The sequence below is a fragment of the Microbacterium sp. NPDC008134 genome, assembly GCF_042957055.1.
Classification (GTDB): domain Bacteria; phylum Actinomycetota; class Actinomycetes; order Actinomycetales; family Microbacteriaceae; genus Microbacterium.
This window is the reverse complement of sequence record NZ_JBIBHO010000001.1, coordinates 648,301-664,968: the sequence shown is the minus strand read 5'-3', so window position 1 is coordinate 664,968 and position 16,668 is coordinate 648,301. Positions and strand designations below refer to the sequence as shown.

General features: G+C 69.9%; 14 protein-coding genes. 4 read left to right on the top strand and 10 right to left on the bottom strand.

The genetic code is table 11. From position 1 onward, the window contains the following. Positions 1–2 precede the first annotated feature (2 nt). Positions 3–818: a 3-octaprenyl-4-hydroxybenzoate carboxy-lyase gene (locus ACFY9N_RS03105; protein ID WP_391476802.1), complete on the top strand. Its 816-nt coding sequence runs from the start codon at positions 3–5 to the stop codon at positions 816–818. Between the two features lie 22 nt (positions 819–840). Here ACFY9N_RS03105 and ACFY9N_RS03100 read toward each other — a convergent pair whose 3' ends face one another. The 7 genes from ACFY9N_RS03100 to ACFY9N_RS03070 all read right to left on the bottom strand — a co-directional run bounded on the left by ACFY9N_RS03100 (position 841) and on the right by ACFY9N_RS03070 (position 8,056). Then, positions 841–1,347 carry a hypothetical protein gene (locus ACFY9N_RS03100; protein WP_391476801.1) on the bottom strand — a complete coding sequence of 169 codons (507 nt, stop codon included), beginning with the start codon at positions 1,345–1,347 and terminating at the stop codon, positions 841–843. 45 nt (positions 1,348–1,392) lie between these two features. Further along, entirely contained in the window at positions 1,393–1,737 is a 345-nt protein-coding gene (locus tag ACFY9N_RS03095) for a hypothetical protein (protein ID WP_391476800.1), read from the bottom strand. A gap of 90 nt (positions 1,738–1,827) precedes the next feature. After that, positions 1,828–2,445: a hypothetical protein gene (locus ACFY9N_RS03090; protein ID WP_391476799.1), complete on the bottom strand. Its 618-nt coding sequence runs from the start codon at positions 2,443–2,445 to the stop codon at positions 1,828–1,830. Between the two features lie 59 nt (positions 2,446–2,504). After that, on the bottom strand, positions 2,505–5,084 hold the full coding sequence (locus ACFY9N_RS03085) for an immunoglobulin-like domain-containing protein (protein ID WP_391476798.1): 2,580 nt from the start codon (positions 5,082–5,084) through the stop codon (positions 2,505–2,507). A gap of 130 nt (positions 5,085–5,214) precedes the next feature. Next, positions 5,215–5,880, bottom strand: a complete 666-nt coding sequence (locus tag ACFY9N_RS03080; protein WP_391476797.1) for a response regulator — start codon at positions 5,878–5,880, stop codon at positions 5,215–5,217. Continuing rightward, entirely contained in the window at positions 5,877–7,124 is a 1,248-nt protein-coding gene (locus tag ACFY9N_RS03075; RefSeq protein ID WP_391476796.1) for a sensor histidine kinase, read from the bottom strand. Before ACFY9N_RS03075 ends, ACFY9N_RS03080 begins: the two co-directional genes overlap by 4 nt. Then, on the bottom strand, positions 7,121–8,056 hold the full coding sequence (locus ACFY9N_RS03070) for a CPBP family intramembrane glutamic endopeptidase (RefSeq protein ID WP_391476795.1): 936 nt from the start codon (positions 8,054–8,056) through the stop codon (positions 7,121–7,123). Before ACFY9N_RS03070 ends, ACFY9N_RS03075 begins: the two co-directional genes overlap by 4 nt. A gap of 447 nt (positions 8,057–8,503) precedes the next feature. Here ACFY9N_RS03070 and ACFY9N_RS03065 point away from each other — a divergent pair, with 447 nt between their 5' ends. The 3 genes from ACFY9N_RS03065 (at position 8,504) to hrpB (ending at position 13,425) form a co-directional block, all read left to right on the top strand. Then, positions 8,504–8,932, top strand: a complete 429-nt coding sequence (locus ACFY9N_RS03065; protein ID WP_391476794.1) for a MarR family winged helix-turn-helix transcriptional regulator — start codon at positions 8,504–8,506, stop codon at positions 8,930–8,932. A gap of 141 nt (positions 8,933–9,073) precedes the next feature. After that, complete coding sequence (locus ACFY9N_RS03060) at positions 9,074–10,678, top strand: SPFH domain-containing protein (RefSeq protein WP_391476793.1); 1,605 nt, start codon at positions 9,074–9,076, stop codon at positions 10,676–10,678. A gap of 197 nt (positions 10,679–10,875) precedes the next feature. Then, on the top strand, positions 10,876–13,425 hold the full coding sequence (gene hrpB / locus ACFY9N_RS03055) for an ATP-dependent helicase HrpB (RefSeq protein WP_391476792.1): 2,550 nt from the start codon (positions 10,876–10,878) through the stop codon (positions 13,423–13,425). Positions 13,426–13,442: 17 nt separating this feature from the next. Here the strand turns inward: hrpB and ACFY9N_RS03050 are convergent, their stop codons facing one another. The 3 genes from ACFY9N_RS03050 to ACFY9N_RS03040 all read right to left on the bottom strand — a co-directional run bounded on the left by ACFY9N_RS03050 (position 13,443) and on the right by ACFY9N_RS03040 (position 16,652). Next, the gene (locus ACFY9N_RS03050) at positions 13,443–14,177 is read right to left on the bottom strand and encodes an ABC transporter permease (protein ID WP_391476791.1); all 735 of its coding nucleotides are present in this window, start codon (positions 14,175–14,177) and stop codon (positions 13,443–13,445) included. Then, positions 14,174–15,025, bottom strand: coding sequence for an ABC transporter ATP-binding protein (locus ACFY9N_RS03045; RefSeq protein WP_391476790.1), 852 nt, complete (start codon positions 15,023–15,025; stop codon positions 14,174–14,176). Before ACFY9N_RS03045 ends, ACFY9N_RS03050 begins: the two co-directional genes overlap by 4 nt. 130 nt (positions 15,026–15,155) lie before the next feature. Beyond that, positions 15,156–16,652, bottom strand: a complete 1,497-nt coding sequence (locus ACFY9N_RS03040) for an L-serine ammonia-lyase, iron-sulfur-dependent, subunit alpha (protein ID WP_391476789.1) — start codon at positions 16,650–16,652, stop codon at positions 15,156–15,158. Between the last annotated feature and the right edge of the window lie 16 nt (positions 16,653–16,668).

Here is a 16,668-nt window from a genome sequence, read left to right as displayed (position 1 = left end):
CGATGACTGTCGACCATGGCTTCCCCGAGCACGTCTTCGACTCGCTGGGAGCCGCGCCGGCACCCTTTCCCGACCTGGTCGGCGGCTCGGTCCGCGTGGTCGAGAAACGCCCCGTCGACGGGCCTGTCACCGTGATGACCCTCGGCGCATCACGCCTGCCGACCGACAGCGGCGAGCGCGTCGAACTCGCCGTCGAAGTGCTCGACGGGCAGCAGGGCGTCGCGCTCGTCGCCCTCGAGATCGTCTGCGACGACATCACCCGCAACCGTCGCGTGCCCCCGGTCGGAGCACCCTGGCGCAACAGCGAGCCGTTCCTGTCGGGCACGCGCATCAGCGCGATCATGGCGACGGGGTCGCGATGGGGCAGCGAGTTCGACGAGGTGCGACACGAGGGGGCCGTCGTCGGTCATGTGCGCACCCTGCGCCTGCTCACCGATGCCGAGGCCTCCTTCACCACCGCGCGGGGCTGGGATGCCCTGGTCGCCGAGGCGGGGTCGCTCGACGCCCTGCTCGACGTGACACGCGGCGACGCCGCAAGTGCGCCGACCGGTATCGACGGCAATCGCCCCGTCTTCCTCTCGAAGCTGCACGCCGAGCATCCGCCCCGATGGGTGACGTTCACGGGTGCGCATCTGCAGTCGGTCACGGGCCTCGAATCGGATGCCTACATGAACGACTCCGCGAACCACGAAGTGTGGTCGGTCGACACCTTCCTCGCACGGTTCCCGTGGGTCGCCGACTTCGCGCAGCAGGCGCTGCCGGGCCAGACCGCTCTGTTCACCGACGCCTCGGGCGCGTACGTGATCGAAGACGACTGAGCACCGACGCCCGGCCGGGAGCTCACTGCGCGGGCAGGCATCCGCCGTCGAGGATGTACCCGCCGATCTCGACCGACACCGCTTCTTCGGAGACCTCGCCGAAGATGCATCCGCCGTCGATCCCGCCGACGCCGAAGAGAAAGTCTCCGTAGTCCTCGCGCACCTGGGCGTCGGCGAGACCGGCATTCGCGAGCGCGGCCTGCACCGTGTCGACGGACGCCGCACCCGAGATGCGGAGTTCATCGAGATCAGCCCGGATGGCATCGACCACCGCGGCGCTCGCCTCGCGCGTCTCGCCGTCGATGTCCACTCGATCGCGGTAGCGATCGTTGAGAGCCATCGCCTTCTCAGGGTCGTAGGGAGCGCAGTCGGGCGGCAGCTCGACCCCCTCGACCTGTGGGCATGCGGCGGTCGGTGTCGGGGACGGTGGCGGTGCAGCGTCGGATGGGCCGACCGGAACGGCGCACCCCGTCAGCATCAACACCAACGTCACACCCACGGCCGCCGCCACGCGCTCGAACTTCGTCATCATCGACCCCCTCGCGATGAGCATAAAGGCCGGCGTCGAACGCTTCTAGCTCCGCCGCCGATACGGCCACGGGTGGTCCGGCCCGCGCTTTCCGGCCTCCTCGTCACGTCGATAGCGACGGACCGAGCGGATGCCGCGTTCGACCACCCACAGGCATCCGATGATCGCGACCGCCGACATGACCCAGGTCGTCGCGAGGCCCCACTCGGGGAACAGCACCCCCGCTCCCCCGACGAGCAACAGCACCCCGACCATGGTGAAGAGCGGGAGCATGCTCGCCCGACGGTAGACGGCGATCGCCGCAGCGTCTCGCTTGCCGTTCGGATAGACCGCGCGCACCATGCGCGGAAGCGATGCGAGCACGACGACCACGCCGACGTTGATGAACATGAACCAGAAACTACCGCCCACGCCCGCCCTGCTCTCCTCGAAATACCCGCCGTAGAGGAAGACGAGACATCGCGTCGAATGTGACGCGCGTCAGTCGAGGGCGATGACGTGCCCGTCGAGGCCGGAGGCGAAACCGGCGAGCCCGACCTCCAGCGCTTCGCCGGCGTAGGCGGCGGCTCCGGTGAAGGACGCGGGATCATCGGCGAACACGGCGCGCTCCTCGGCCCCGGGCCACGTCACGGCGATGACGTTGCCCGTCGGCTCGGCGAGCTGCGTGCCGAGCAGGAGGAACGACACGTCGAGGTTGGCGGCGGAGGCACGGTCGAGCACACCGACGAGCGCGGGGCCGATGCCGACGATCGCATCCGGGCGATCGGCGAGAGCGGCGGTCACGGCCGCGACGGGGTCGGCATCCGCGTGCACCTGCACGGCGGCTCCGTGGCGAGCGGCTGCGTCCTGCATGGCAGCGAGCGCCGCGCTCTCCTCCTCACCGGCATCCGACGGCATGACCACCGAGAGAGTGGCGCCCTCCGGCACCGCGGCGGTGACGGCTGATCGGTCGAGGGTCGAGCCCGGCACGAGCTCGGCCGGCGTCGAGGCCGAGGCGCTCGGCGCCGGAGTCGGCTGATCCGACGCCTCGACGGCGGGCGTGCAGCCGACGAGCGCGATCGCGAGCACGAGCCCGACGGCGGGCGCTGACCACTTCATGGGTTCCTCGGAGAGTACGGGGATGCCCCGGGCTCGAGAGCCCGGGGCATCCGTGATCGTCAGTCGCGGTTCGCGACCAGGCGACGGCGGGCGACGAGCACGCCACCGACGACGAGCAGCAGCAGGGCGATGCCGCCGATCGCGAGGGGCAGTTCGCCGCCGGTCGTGGCGAGCGCGTCGGATCCGGCCGCTCCGGATGCCGCCGCGGCGGCGATCGTGAAGGCGGTCTCGACGGTCGAACCGTCGGGCAGGGTCACCACGATCGTGTGGGCTCCGGCCTCGAACGTCGTCGGGATCGTCCAGCTCGCGGCCAGCGTGCCGTCGGCCGCGACCGTGAACGAACCGAGGTCGACCGGGTCGGAGTGCACGACGACCGAGACGGTGTCACCCGGGGTGAAGCCCGATCCTTCGATCGTGATCTTGCCACCCTGGACGGCTTCTCCCGAGATCGTGACGCGGGGCTTCGCGGGAGCGACGACCGGCGCCTCGACGACGGTCACCGCGCGCTCGGCGGTCGCGGTGTTGCCCGCGGCATCCGTCGCCGTGTAGACCAGGTCGTACGAGCCGAGCGTGTCGGTGTCGACCGAGCCCTCGACCTCGAGCGACGCGGTGACGTCGCCGTCGCGCTCGTCGGTCGCGGTGACGCCGGCGAGGGCGTCGAACTTCTCGCCCTGCACGACCTCGGACTCCGCCGGGAAGGCGATCTCCGGGGCGGTGACGTCATCGCGAACGAGGGTGACCTCGTCGACGACGCTGTTCACGGGCGACGCCGTACCGTTGGCCTGGCTGCGCAGGGTGGTGACGGTGATGGAATCGTCGGTGACCTCGATGTGCGAGTAGTTGCGCACCTTCTCCTGGTTGATGACCGAGCCGTACCAGGCGTCGGGCGCCTTCACGTCGTAATACTTCGACCCACTGGCGGAGTTCGCCGTGACGTACAGTACCTCGCCCGCACCGGCCGACACCTCGGCCTGACCCGGCACCTCGGTCGCGTCGGCGAGCTCGCCGTCCTTGATCAGGTACGTGCGGGTGTAGCTGTGGTCGTGACCCTGCAGAACGAGGTCGAAGCCGAGGTCCGAGATCGAGGTCGGCAGCGCGTTGCGCAGACGCTCGATCTGGGTGTCGTACACGTGCGACGCGACCGAGTAGATCGAGTGGTGGAAGGCGAGCACCTTCCACTTCGCGTCGGCACCGTGCTCGGCCACGACCTTCTCCATGAAGTCGATGTGGCTCTGGTCGTCGTTGCTGTTCGTGTTCAGGACGACGTAGAGCACGTCCTTGTACATGAACCAGTAGTCGCCGCCGGACGAGCTGCCGCTGGTCGCGGCACCCGCCGACTCATCGAGGTTGGGCACGGTGTAGTGCTGCGCGTACGCCTTCGAGCCCACGTCGTGGTTGCCGTTCACCGGCACGGTGGGGATGCTGGAGAGCTGCTCGGGAGCGAGGTAGTAGCCGTACTCGGTCTCGCTGGATGCCGTGTTGACCTGGTCGCCGGCAGAGAAGAGCAGCTCGCTGTCGGGGTAGGTCTGCTCGGCGATGTCGAGGGTGTCGGCCCAGCCCTGTCCGTCGCGCTCCGCGTTGCCGGAGGCGCCGATCTGCGGGTCGCCGAAGAAGAGGAAGCCGTAGTCGCCCGAGAACGCGGCGGTCGAGAACGACCGGACGTCCGACCAGCCGCCGGCCTCGGAGCCCACGCGGTAGAGGTACGTGGTGTTCTCCGCGAGTCCCTGGAGCGCGGCGCGACGGTTGTACTCGTTGCTGCTCGTGAGGCCGCCGGTCGCGGCGACGGTGGTGACGCCGGATGCCGGGAACGACGAGGTGTCGGTGCCGGGCGCGTACTGCAGCTCCTGAGCCGTGTCGACGTTGGTGTACCAGGTCACGTTGCGGGCCGATTCGTCGGCGCCGATCGTGAGGACCACGTCGTCGTAGGAGGCCACGGGCTCGACGCCCGCGATCATCGGGGTGAGGCTCTGGAAGTCGAAGTAGATGTCGGAGCTCGTGATGCGGTCCTGGTAGAGCGCGACGGCGATCGTGTTCTCGCCGGCGACGAGGTCGTCGGCATCGATCGTGAACGTCGAGGTGACGGGGTCGCCGCCGCTGTTGCCCGCGTACATGAGGTTGCGCTGCGCCTCGGGGGCCGCTTCGACCTTCTCGTCGACGAACCCGGCGACCTTCTCACCGTTGACGAACACCTGCACGGCGTCGTCGTAGGTGAGCGTGGCGGAGAGACCGTCGATCGCCTCCAGCTGCTCGGCGTCGATGTCGACGGCCGTGCGGAAGTGGAAGGTCGGCACGTCGTCGGACGTGCCCGAGATGTACTGGGTGAGCAGCGTGTTGATGGGGAAACCCGAGCCGATTCCGGTCGGCTGGCCGTTCTTCGCACCGAACGCGCCGGTGGCGGTCTTCCACGTGGAGTCGTCGTAGGCGGCCTGCGTCCAGACCAGGCGATCGGCGACACCGGCGGCGGGGTCGGTGTTGTCATCGGAGTACGACCACGTGGTGGCGGCCGTGCTCAGGAAGGTCTCGGGCAGTTCGGCCGCGGTGGCGGCGGAGCCTCCGAGCGCGACGACGGCACCGGAGGCCATCGTCGCGGCGAGGATCGCGGCGCAGACGCGCCGGCGAGTAGGGGACGAAACAGACATGCGGAAGGGAACTCCTTGACGAGTCTCGAGAGGGGGAACTCGCCCACGCTAGGAGCGCTTCGGGCCCGGATGCTGTCGTTCCGGCATCCGTCAGGTGAACACCTCACAGACAAAGAGTTTCTTGGCACGACTAATCGGTCGGTGAGACGGCGCCGCTCTGATATGCCCACACGACGGCCTGCAGGCGGGATTGCACGCCCAGCTTCGGCAGGATGCGCACGAGGTGCGACTTCACCGTCGTGACCTCGACGGTGAGGGTGGTGGCGATCTGCTCGTTCGACATGCCCTGTGCGAGGAGACGCAGGATGTCGAGCTCCCGCGGGGTGAGCAGATCGACGCCGTCGGGAGAGGCGACGGCCTGGAGGCTGCGCCGCCGAGCGAACTCGTGCAGCACCTTGCGCGTCACTGCGAGGTCGAGCGTGCCGTTGCCAGCCGCTACCTGCCGCACCGCCCGCACGATCTCATCCGGCTCGGCATCCTTCAGGAGGAAGCCCGCGGCGCCGGCTTCGAGTGCCCCGAACACGTAGTCGTCGATGTCGAAGGTCGTGAGGATGAGCACCGGGATCTTGTCGATGCGTTCGGCCGAGCTGAGCGCACGCGTCACGTCGATACCGGTGCGCCCAGGCATGCGCACGTCGAGACAAGCGACGTCGGGGCGCAGCTCGAGCGCGAGCCGCAGTGCTTCGTCGCCGTCTGCTGCCGCGCCGACGACCTCGAGGTCGGTTTCCGCAGAGATCAGGGAGGCGATGCCGGCTCGCGCGAGTGGCTGGTCGTCGGCGACGAGCACGCGGATCACGGTGCCACCGTGTCTCGCTCGGACTCACCTGTGGCGGAGGCCTCCACGGCGGGTGTCAGCTCCGACGGCAGCTCGAGCCGCACCAGCCAGGCACCGTCCTCCTCTCGCCCGGCACTGACCTCACCGCCGACGAGCGCCGCACGCTCGCGCATGCCCAGGAGCCCGAGTCCTTCCTGGCGGATGCTGCCGGCATGCGGCGTGGGATCGTTGCGCACGGTCACTACCAGGCGTCCGGGGCGGGCACCGTCGATAACGACGGCGCAGGCGGCACCGGGCGCGTGCAGCGCGGCGTTGGCGAGCGACTCCTGCACCATCCTGAAGGCCACGAGCTGACCGAGCGGGCCGACGCCGTCGGCGCGACCTTCGACGCGCAGCGTGACCGGGCGACCCGCGGCGCGTGCGTCGGCGATGAGCCGCTCGACGGCGCCGACCGTCTCGACCGCGTCGACGTGGTCGGCGTCGCGCAGCAGTCCGACGAGGCGCCGCAGGTCGTCGAGCAGCGCGCGGCTCTGCACGCGCACCTGTCGCACCGACTGCTTCGCGGCATCCGGATCGGTGTCGATCTGCTTCTCGATCGCCGCTGCCATCACCGCGATACCGGACACATGATGTGCGGCGATGTCGTGCAGCTCTCGAGCCATGCCCGTGCGCTCGCGTGCCACAGCCGCCTCGATGCGGGCGTCGTGCTCGCGAGCGACCGCTGCTGATTCCCCGGTGCGCGCGCGGTGCGCTTCTCGTCGTGCTGTGACCGCCAGGACTCCCGCTGCGGGTAGCGCGACGACGACCACCGCCTGTAACGCGCCGGCGATGACCGCGGGCACCGGCTCCGTCCCGCCTGCGCCGAGGAGGTCCGATACCTGGCCGACCGCGACGGCAAGCCCCGCAAGCGGGAGCAGACCTCGCTGCGCCCGCGCGGAGAGCAGCGAGGTCGTGCGCAGCACCGCCACGATCACGGCAGCATCCGCGAGGTTTGTCAGACCGCTCGGTACGACGAGGCCCAGCAGCATCGCTGCCGCTGCGACGCCCAGCAGTGTCGTGCGAGGCAGGAGGCGCGCGATGATCAACAGCAGCGCCTGCGACACGAGTACGCCGACCGTGGTCGTCGACTCCGCAGCGTTCAGCGTCGGTGCCGCCTCCTGTCCGAGAAGCGTGGGGGCCGCAACGAAGGCGCCCACGGTGAGGAGACCGCAGCCGAGCGCCATCGACACGTCGACGGCGCTCGGCTGGTTGGCGGAAGGACTCATTCCACCATTCTTCCCGATCGCAGCTCGCGACGACCGAGCAGCGGCGTCGAGCGGGGAAGGCCGAGGCGACCCCGGGTGAGCACGATGATGACGACAGCCGCGACGGCCGACCCCGCGAACAGCACCCCGATGGCGTTCTCGACGGTCGGGAACATCTCCGCCCAGAAGACCGACACCGTGGTGTTGAGGCTCACATGAAACAGCATCACGATCGGCAGGCTCTCACCCGAACGGTTGAACAGCCACATCACGGCGACATTGAACAGGGCACTGAAGGCGACGAACTGCACGACGTGGAGCAGAGTGACGTCGGGCCAGGAGCCCCAGTCGGCCGTGAGGAAGAGCGGCAGATGCCACGCGCCCCAGAGCGGGCCGAGGATGACCGCTGCACCGAGAGGTCCGAAGCGCTCTTGCAGCGGCGGCAGGGCGAAGTCGCGCCACCCGGGCTCCTCTGCCAAGCCGGTGGTCACCATCTGAAAGGCGAGCATGGGCACGAACAGTGCGATCGCTGCGGCGCTCGGCGCCTGCATCGCGCCGCCGGAGGCGACGGCACCGAGCGCGAGCACCGCGAGCGGCACGGCCAGTAGCGCGACCGCGTACCACCGAGGAGCAACCTGCCAGCGCAGCAGCCTCCCCGCCCATACCCGCAAGCCCGCCCGGCCAGCCGTGACGGCCGTGACGATGAACGCGGCGCCCAACGGGCCGAGATAGGCGCCGAAAAGCATGCCGGTGATCTGGGTGCTACCGAGCACCGTGGGGAACGAGAACGGCAGTATGCCCAGACCGTCCTGCGACAGAATCCAGGGCGTCCAGGCCAGCCAGCTCATACCGAGCGCGAGGGCGAAGAAGGCGACGAGCGGCCGACGCCGAATGAGCGCGGCGACGCCACCCCCTCCCGTCCGGGTCGGATCGAGACGATCAATGCGTGTCATGGTCAGAGCCTCCGCTCTCGGGGTCGTGTGATCAGGTCGTTCAACACGCTAGGAACGGATGCGGGAGACCCGCGACGACCGAAAGGCGGCACTTCCGGCATCGTCCGAAGGTTGCATACGCGAGACTGGACCCGGTGTACGCGGGCATGCAGACGGGCCACGAGCGGAGACGGTCCGAGAACGGCAGGCACAGCCACAGACGACATGTCCAGAACTGCGTACTCGCTGTCGGTGGAGACGGATAGAAGCCGATATTCTCCATCCACATTCCGTAATCAAACCGTTGCATTCGTTACCTCGCCGTTATACAGTGATCACACGGTGAATGTTTGCTGTGGCACTCACCGAATGTGATTGCAGGACACTCTTGGTGCAAGGGACAAGGGCCGGTCGGGAGCCTCTCCGACCGGCCCTTACTGCTGCTCCTCGGGCGGGTATTCTGGACGGATGACCGATCGCAAACTCGCTCTCGCCGCTTGGGAGAGCCTGTTCCGCGCGCAGCACGAGGTCTTCCACGACATGCTCGCCGATTTCGAGGGCACCGACATCAGTCAGGCGGAGTACGACGTCATGCTCACGGTCACCCGATCGCCCGAGATGACCGCGCGTCTGCGCGACATCACGGCGAACATGCTGATCAGTCAGCCGAGCGTCTCGCGCCTCGTCGATCGCATGGTCACGAACGGCCTGGTCACCAAGTGCGCAGATCCCGACGACGGTCGCGGATCGCTCATCACCGCGACGGACGCCGGCGCTCGCGCGTTCCGCGCCGTCGCCACCGTGCACGGGCGCTCCATCGCCGAACGCATGTCAGCCCTCGACGACGACGAACTACGCACCCTCCGCGCGCTCGCCGACAAGCTGCGCCACTCCTGATCGAACGCTCCCCCGGCGGAATTTCTCCACGCGGGGAGATCTCCCCTCGGCATCCGTTCCTATGATCTGGCAGGGTGGATGCTGAGTCCCGCATGTCGCGGGACCTGAGACTTCCCCTTCGGGGGATCAGGGAGGTCATCCATGGAGCTCGCCGGAATCGTCGGCATCCTCGTCATCGTCGGCATCGCCGTCGTCGTGCTCGTCGTCGTCCTGCTGATCCTGCTTCTGTTCGCACGCAGCTGGATCAAGGTCGCCCGCGCCGACGAGGCGCTGGTCATCTCGGGACGCAAGCAGAAGGTGCAGCGCGCCGTCGTCGCTCCCGACGGCACGAGCCGCCCCGAGATGTCGGAGTCGCCCGTCACGGTCATCGTGAACGGCAAGTCGCTCGTCAACCCGATCACGCAGCGCCACGAGATCATCTCGCTGCGCTCGCGCCAGGTGTCACTGAATGCCGAGGCGCAGTCGCTCGACAGCGTCACGCTCAACGTCGACGGCGTCGCGATCGTCAAGATCGGCTCCGACCCCATCCTCGTGCGCCGCGCCGCCGAGCGTTTCGCCTCGCAGGACAAGGCCATCGAGCAGTTCACCACCGAGCAGCTCGAAGGTGCCCTGCGCGGCATCGTCGCGACGCTGTCGGTCGTCGAGCTCATGCGCGAGCGCAAGAAGTTCTCCGACCAGATCGCCGCCGACGTCTCGCAGGAGCTCGCCGAGCAGGGTCTGATCCTCGACTCGTTCCAGATCAAGGGCATCACCGACAAGGTCGGCTACATCCAGTCGCTGGGTGCTCCCGAGATCCAGGCGAAGCGTCAGTCGGCCGAGATCTCGCAGACGAACGCCGACCGTGCGATCAACCAGAAGTTCATCGCCAACCAGGAAGCCAACCTGGTCGAGCAGACCGCCCTCGACACCAACACCGCCAACGCGAACGCCGGCATCGGTCGGGCGCGCGCCGAGGCCGAGCAGGCCGAGAACCTCGCCCGCGAGCAGGCCCAGCAGGCCGTTCTGCAGCAGCAGGCCGAGAACAAGCAGGCCCAGCTCGATGCCGACGTCAAGCGCGTCGCCGACGCGCAGCGGTACGAGGCCGAGACCCGCGCACAGGCCGAGCTCTACACGCGTGAGCGTGCCGCCGAGGCCGCCGCGATCGAGCAGGTCAAGCAGGCCGAGGCCCGCACCCGCATCGCCGAGCAGCAGGCTCAGGCCGACAAGGCTCGCGCCGACGGTGAGGCCGCGGCCGCGGTCGCCAGCGCGACCGGTGAGGCCGAAGCTCTGCGGTCGAAGGCAGAGGCAGAGGCCGAGGCACGTCGCCTCCGGGCCATCGCCGAGGCCGACGCGATCCGTGCCGAGGGTGAAGCCCGCGCCGCGGCCGTCGAGGCCGAAGCCAAGGCCATCGCCTCGAACCAGGACGCGTTCCTCTCGCAGCGCGTGCTCGATGTGCTGCCGTCGATCATGGCCGAGTTCGCGAAGGGGTACTCCGCGATCGGCAACGTGTCGATCATCGGCGGCTCCGGCGAAGACGGTGCTTCCCAGGTCGTCGGCGCCGACAGCGCGAAGGCACTGCGTTCAGTGTTCGACAGCGTGCAGTCGGCGACGGGTCTCGACCTCGCCGGCATCATCCAGGGCCAGGCCGTCGGCCGCGCCTTCGGTGCCGGTGCGGCCGAAGCATCCGCCCCGGCGCCCGCCGCCGCGCCCACGAAGCGCGTGCCGAACCCGACCACTCCCCCGCCGCCCGCCGACGACGCGGAGTAGTCACAGCAGCAGACGCGGATGCCGCGACCGATTCGGTCGCGGCATCCGTCGTTTCCGCCGGTGTATCGCGTTCATAACTCCGGAGAAAACACCCTCGTCCGCTCGTCTGCCCCGATCTCGCGCGATCTTCGACGATTCTCCGGAGATATGAACGGCGACTCGCGGAGACTCCTCCCGGACCCGGGCAGACTGGAAGCATGACGCGCGCCTTCGACCTCGCCGCGATCGGCGCGGGACTGTCGTTCGCCTCCGCCGTCGATGAGCTCGAGGCGGCGCTCGATGTGAGCACGTCGGTGGTCGTGAGTGCCCCTCCCGGTACGGGCAAGACCACGCTCGTGCCGCCGCTTCTCGCCTCGCGTTCCACGGGGCGCGTGATCGTCACCCAGCCGCGCCGCGTCGCCGCCCGGGCCGCCGCGCGCCGCCTGGCCCAGCTCGACGGCTCGCCGCTCGGCACCAGGGTCGGCTTCACGGTCCGCGGCGAGCGCGCGGTCGGGCCCGAGACGCGTGTCGAGTTCGTCACGGCAGGGGTGCTGCTGCGGCGTCTGCTCGACGACCCGGGCCTCGCCGGGGTGGATGCCGTCATCATCGACGAGGTGCACGAGCGCGCGCTCGAGACCGACCTGCTGATCGGCCTGCTCTCGGAGGTGCGCGAGCTGCGCGACGACCTCGTGGTCATCGCCATGTCGGCCACTCTCGACGCCGAGTGCATCGCCGCCGTGATCGGCTCCGACGACCGGCCCGCGCCGATCGTCAACCACGAGGTGCCCGCCTTCCCGCTCACCGAGCGCTGGGCGCCGAGCCCCGCCCCGCGCCTCGATGAACGCGGAGTGACCTGGGCGTTCCTCGATCACGTCGCGCGCACCGCAGCATCCGCTGCTCTCGATCTGCATCGCGACGACCCTGCGGCGGATGCGCTGGTGTTCGCACCGGGAGTCCGCGAGGTGTCGGAGACCGCCCGACGCATCCGCGAGGCGACCGACGTGTTCGATGTGCGAGAACTCCACGGGCGGATGCCCGCCGCCGAACAGGATGCCGTGATCCGCGGTCGCCGCGCCGACGCGCAGCCCCGCATCATCGTCACGACGTCACTCGCGGAGTCGTCGCTCACCGTGCCGGGCGTGCGCCTGGTGGTCGACACCTGCCTCGCACGCGGCCCGCAGCGGGATGCCGCGCGCGGAATGACGGGCCTCGTCACCACCGTGGCCTCGCGGTCGTCAAGCGTGCAACGCGCGGGTCGCGCCACACGTCAAGGAGCGGGCATCGTCGTGCGCTGCGTCGACGAACGCACCTATGCCACGGCGCCCGCGCGACCGACTCCGGAGATCGCGTCGAGCGACCTCGCGGATGCGGCGCTACTGCTCGCCTGCTGGGGAGCACCGGGAGGAGTGGGGCTACGGCTGATCGACCCTCTCCCCACCCCGAGCCTGGCCGATGCCGTCGGAGTACTCCACGGCCTCGGCGCGATCGATGACGAGGGGCGCGCGACCTCTGCTGGGCGCGCGCTCGCTCGCATCCCGACCGATCCGCGGCTCGCCCGTGCACTGCGCGACGGCGGCCCGGTCGTGGGTTCTCGCCTCGCCGCCGAGGTCGTCGCGCTGCTGGGCGGCGACGCGCGCACCGCCGACTCCGACGTCGCGCAGGCGCTCATCACCCTGCGCGGCGGACGCTCACCGGAGGCTCGTCGGTGGCGCAGCGACGCGGATCGGCTCGAGCGCCTGGCCCCGCCTACGCCGGACATGCGCTCCGACCTCGACGGCGTCGGCCTGGTGGTCGCGCTCACGTTCCCCGAACGGATCGCCCGTCGCGTCGAGAGCACGGCGACCGGGGCCACTTTCCTTCTGGCTTCCGGCACCCGCGCGGGGGTGACCGGCTCGCTCGCGGCGGTCGAATGGCTGGCCATCGCCGATGTCACGCGTTCCTCCGGTCGCGCGGCGAGCGGTTCGGGCGCGATCGTCCGGTCGGCTGCGGCTCTCACCGAGGAGCAGATGGAGCGGGCGGCGAGTCATCTACTCACCGACCGCGTCGAGGCCGAGTTCGTCGACGGCCGCATCCAGGCACGTCGCGAACGACGAGCGGGCGCGATCCTTCGCTCGTCGTCACCGGTGCGGGCGTCAGCCGATGAGGGCAGGGATGCTGTGCGCCGCACGCTCCAGCGCGAGGGACTGAGCATGTTCACCTGGTCGGCGCCGGCCGCCGAACTGCGCACCCGCCTGGCGTTGTTGCACCGCGAGCTCGGAGCGCCGTGGCCGGATGTCTCGGATGCCGGACTCCTCACCGCGCTCGATTCCTGGCTCGCCCCGGAGCTCGACGCGCTGGCGGGCGGCACCCCTGCAGGACGGCTCGACCTCACCTCGGCGCTCCGTCGGCTGCTGCCGTGGCCCGAGGCCGTCCGTTTCGACGAGCTCGCGCCCGAGCGGCTCGAGGTGCCGAGCGGTTCCCGCATCCGCATCGCGTATCCCGACCTGGCCGATCCGGACGCGCGCCCCGTCGTCGCCGTGAAGCTGCAGGAGTGCTTCGGCTGGGCCGAGACTCCCCGCCTGGTCGACGGCCGCGTGCCGGTGCTCTTCCATCTGCTGTCCCCCGCCGGCCGCCCACTCGCCGTCACCGACGACCTCACCTCGTTCTGGTCGGGACCCTATGCGCAGGTGCGCGCGGAGATGCGCGGTCGCTATCCGAAGCATCCGTGGCCCGAGGACCCCTGGGCCGCCGCGCCGACCCGGCACACGAAGAACCGCGCTGCGCGCTGAGGCCGACCCAGCCGCAATCAGCGCGTGCGCCGGCGCAGCGTCAGCGACGCGAGCACCAGCGCACCGACCGCGAACGCGACCACGATGAGCAGCGGCCCGAACACGTCCCACCCGTCGTCCCCCGCCGCGACGGCGTTGATCGTGTCGATCGCGTGACTCAGGGGCAGCCAGTCCGAGATGGCGTAAAGCACGTCGGGCATCTGGTCGCGGGGCATGAACAGTCCGCCGAGGATGATCTGCGGGAACACGAGCAGCGGCATGAACTGCACGGCCTGGAACTCGGTCTGCGCGAAGGCGCTCGCGAGCAGCCCGAGAGCGGTGCCGAGCAGCGCGTCGGCGATCGCGACGAGTCCCAGTTGCCAGAGCGGCCCGTCGACGTCGAGCCCGCACACCCCCACCGCGAACGACACGGTGATCACGGCCTGCAGCAAGGCCATGAGCCCGAAGGCCAGCGCGTAACCGAGGATCAAGTCGGCCTTGCCGAGCGGTGTCGTCATCAGTCGTTCGAGCGTGCCCGACCGGCGTTCGCGCAGTGTGGTGATCGACGTGATCAGGAACATCACGATGAACGGGAACAGCGCGAGGATCGCCCCGCCGAACTGGTCGAAGACGCCGTCCTGATCGCTGAACAGCCAGGCGAAGAGTCCGACGAGCAGGCTCGGGGCGACGAGCATGAGCGCGATCGAGCGCGGGTCGTGGCGCAGTTGCGCGAGCACGCGACCGGCGGTCGCCAGCATCCGTGTGCCGTTCATCGTTCGCCCTCCTCACGGAGCGCCCGACGCGATCGGCGGGTCTCGCCGCCGGCGGGCGCAGCGTCGGGCGCAGCGTCGGGCGCAGCGTCGGGCGCAGCGTCGAGAGCGGATGCCGCGGAGCGATCGCGCTCGATCAGCGCCAGGAACGCCGCCTCCGCGTCGGCGGCCCCGGTCTCGTCGAGGAGTCCCTGCGGGGTCGTGTCGGCGATGATGCGGCCCTCGCGCATGAGGAGCAGGCGGTCGCAGCGGGCGGCTTCGTCCATCACGTGGCTCGAGACGACGAGCGTCACCCCGCGATCGGCGAGGCCGCGGAACAGCGTCCACAGCTCGGCGCGCAGCACGGGGTCGAGGCCGACGGTCGGCTCATCGAGCACGACGACCTCGGGCGATCCGATCAGCGCCATCCCGAGCGACACCCGGTTCAGCTGCCCGCCGCTGAGCGATTCGACGAGCTGCCCCGCCTGTGCCGCCAGCCCGACCTCGGCGAGCACGCGGTCGACGTCGCCCTTCGGCGCACGCAGGAGACGCGCGACGTAAGCGAGATTCTGTCGCACCGTGAGGTCGGTGTAGACCGCAGCACCTTGCGTGCCGTAGGCGACCCGGTGCCGCAGCTGCGGCGATCCGCCTGGTTCGCCGAGCACGGTGACGCGCCCCGCGTCGATGCGCTGAACCCCGACGATCGAGCGCATGAGGGTGGTCTTTCCGCAGCCCGAGGGCCCGAGCAGTCCGGTGATCTGGCCGCGCGGAATCGCCAGGTCGATGCCGTCGAACACGTGCACGCGCCCGCGCCGCACCCGCAGCCCCGCGATCTCGACCGCGGCCCCATCGCTCACCGATCCGGTGTCCATGGTGCGATTATGCTCCCGAGCCGTCCCGGCATCCACCACCCGTTTCGAATCGCTCACTTTGCCGTTTCGCGGCCGTCGAAACGACGAAGTGAGCGACTCGAAAGCCGGGGGTGGTTCGCCGGGAAGAGACTCAGCACTCGATGACGTTGACCGCGAGGCCGCCCTCGCTCGTCTCCTTGTACTTCGTCGACATGTCGAGTCCGGTCTGACGCATCGTCTCGACGACCGCGTCGAGCGAGACGTAGTGGCTGCCATCGCCGCGCAGGGCGAGTCGGGCGGCGGTGACGGCGGTGGATGCCGCGATCGCATTGCGCTCGATGCACGGAATCTGCACGAGGCCGCCGATCGGGTCGCACGTGAGTCCGAGGTGGTGCTCCATCGCGATCTCGGCGGCGTTCTCGATCTGGCGATTGGTGCCGCCCATGACCGCGGTGAGTCCGCCTGCGGCCATCGCGCAGGCCGATCCGACTTCGGCCTGGCAGCCGCCCTCGGCACCCGAGATCGACGCGTTGGCCTTGAACAACGATCCCAGCGCGGTGGCGGTGAGCAGGAAACGGCGGATGCCGCGGCGACGGTTCGCCTCGGCGGTCTGCTCCTCGTCCAGCCCAGCAGACGTGCCGAGCGCCCTAGCATCCGATTCGAATCCCAGCAGGGCGCTGCCGACTAACTCGCCGTACGGGGTGACCGCGTTGCCCGCGCCGAGGCCGGAGTCGGCGAGGAACCGCCACCAGTACATGGCCACGGCGGGCAGGATGCCGGCGGCGCCGTTCGTCGGCGCGGTGACGACGCGTCCGCCCGCGGCGTTCTCCTCGTTGACGGCGAGCGCGAAGGCGCCGAGCCACTCACCCGGGAGTTCGCGATGCCCGTCGGCCTCCGAGGCGTCGAGCTGTCTGCGGATCACCCCGGCGCGCCGTTTCACCTTCAGGATCCCGGGCAGCACACCGTCGGCGTGCAGGCCGGCGTCGACGCAGCCCGCCATCGCGTCCCAGATCGCGTCTAGGCCCGCGGCGACCTCTTCTTCGCTGCGCATCGCGGTCTCGTTGAGTCGGGCGACCTCGGCGATCGAGAGGCCGTGCTCGTCGCAGAGCGCGAGAAGGGAGGCGGCATCCGCGTAGGAGTAGGGGAATCCGCCGATGGACACCGCCGCCTCCTCGCCCTCACGACGGATGAACCCGCCGCCGACGGAGTAGTAGGTGTCTTCGGCGACGACCTCGCCGTCGTCCGCCCGCGCCACGAGCGTCATCGCGTTCGGATGCCCCGGGAGCCGCGTGCGCGGGGCGAACTCGATGTCGCCCTTCGCGAACGCGATCTCGTGCGTCCCGGCGACGACGAGGGGCTCACCCGCCGGGTAGTCGCTCCAGGCCGAACGCACGGCGGCCGGATCACAGGTTTCGGGTGAGAGTCCGCGAAGCCCGGCGACGACGGCATCCGGTGTTCCGTGGCCGATGCCGGTCGCGCCCAGCGAGCCGTAGAGGCTGCACCCGACGCGCGCGACCCGTGGGAGTTCGCCCGAGGCTGCGAGACGCTGTGCGAAGTCGAGAGCGGCCCGCATCGGTCCGACCGTATGGGAGCTCGAGGGCCCCACTCCGATGGAGAAGAGGTCGAAGGCCGAGACGTACGCTGTCACCCCTCCAGGCTACGCC

Excerpts from the sequence above, each read along its gene's own strand:
- ACFY9N_RS03105 (WP_391476802.1), top strand. The coding sequence starts at position 3 with ATGACTGTCGACCATGGCTTCCCCGAGCACGTCTTCGACTCGCTGGGA.
- ACFY9N_RS03100 (WP_391476801.1), bottom strand. The coding sequence starts at position 1,347 with ATGACGAAGTTCGAGCGCGTGGCGGCGGCCGTGGGTGTGACGTTGGTG.
- ACFY9N_RS03095 (WP_391476800.1), bottom strand. The coding sequence starts at position 1,737 with ATGTTCATCAACGTCGGCGTGGTCGTCGTGCTCGCATCGCTTCCGCGC.
- ACFY9N_RS03090 (WP_391476799.1), bottom strand. The coding sequence starts at position 2,445 with ATGAAGTGGTCAGCGCCCGCCGTCGGGCTCGTGCTCGCGATCGCGCTC.
- ACFY9N_RS03085 (WP_391476798.1), bottom strand. The coding sequence starts at position 5,084 with ATGTCTGTTTCGTCCCCTACTCGCCGGCGCGTCTGCGCCGCGATCCTC.
- ACFY9N_RS03075 (WP_391476796.1), bottom strand. The coding sequence starts at position 7,124 with ATGAGTCCTTCCGCCAACCAGCCGAGCGCCGTCGACGTGTCGATGGCG.
- ACFY9N_RS03070 (WP_391476795.1), bottom strand. The coding sequence starts at position 8,056 with ATGACACGCATTGATCGTCTCGATCCGACCCGGACGGGAGGGGGTGGC.
- ACFY9N_RS03065 (WP_391476794.1), top strand. The coding sequence starts at position 8,504 with ATGACCGATCGCAAACTCGCTCTCGCCGCTTGGGAGAGCCTGTTCCGC.
- ACFY9N_RS03060 (WP_391476793.1), top strand. The coding sequence starts at position 9,074 with ATGGAGCTCGCCGGAATCGTCGGCATCCTCGTCATCGTCGGCATCGCC.
- hrpB (WP_391476792.1), top strand. The coding sequence starts at position 10,876 with ATGACGCGCGCCTTCGACCTCGCCGCGATCGGCGCGGGACTGTCGTTC.
- ACFY9N_RS03050 (WP_391476791.1), bottom strand. The coding sequence starts at position 14,177 with ATGAACGGCACACGGATGCTGGCGACCGCCGGTCGCGTGCTCGCGCAA.
- ACFY9N_RS03045 (WP_391476790.1), bottom strand. The coding sequence starts at position 15,025 with ATGGACACCGGATCGGTGAGCGATGGGGCCGCGGTCGAGATCGCGGGG.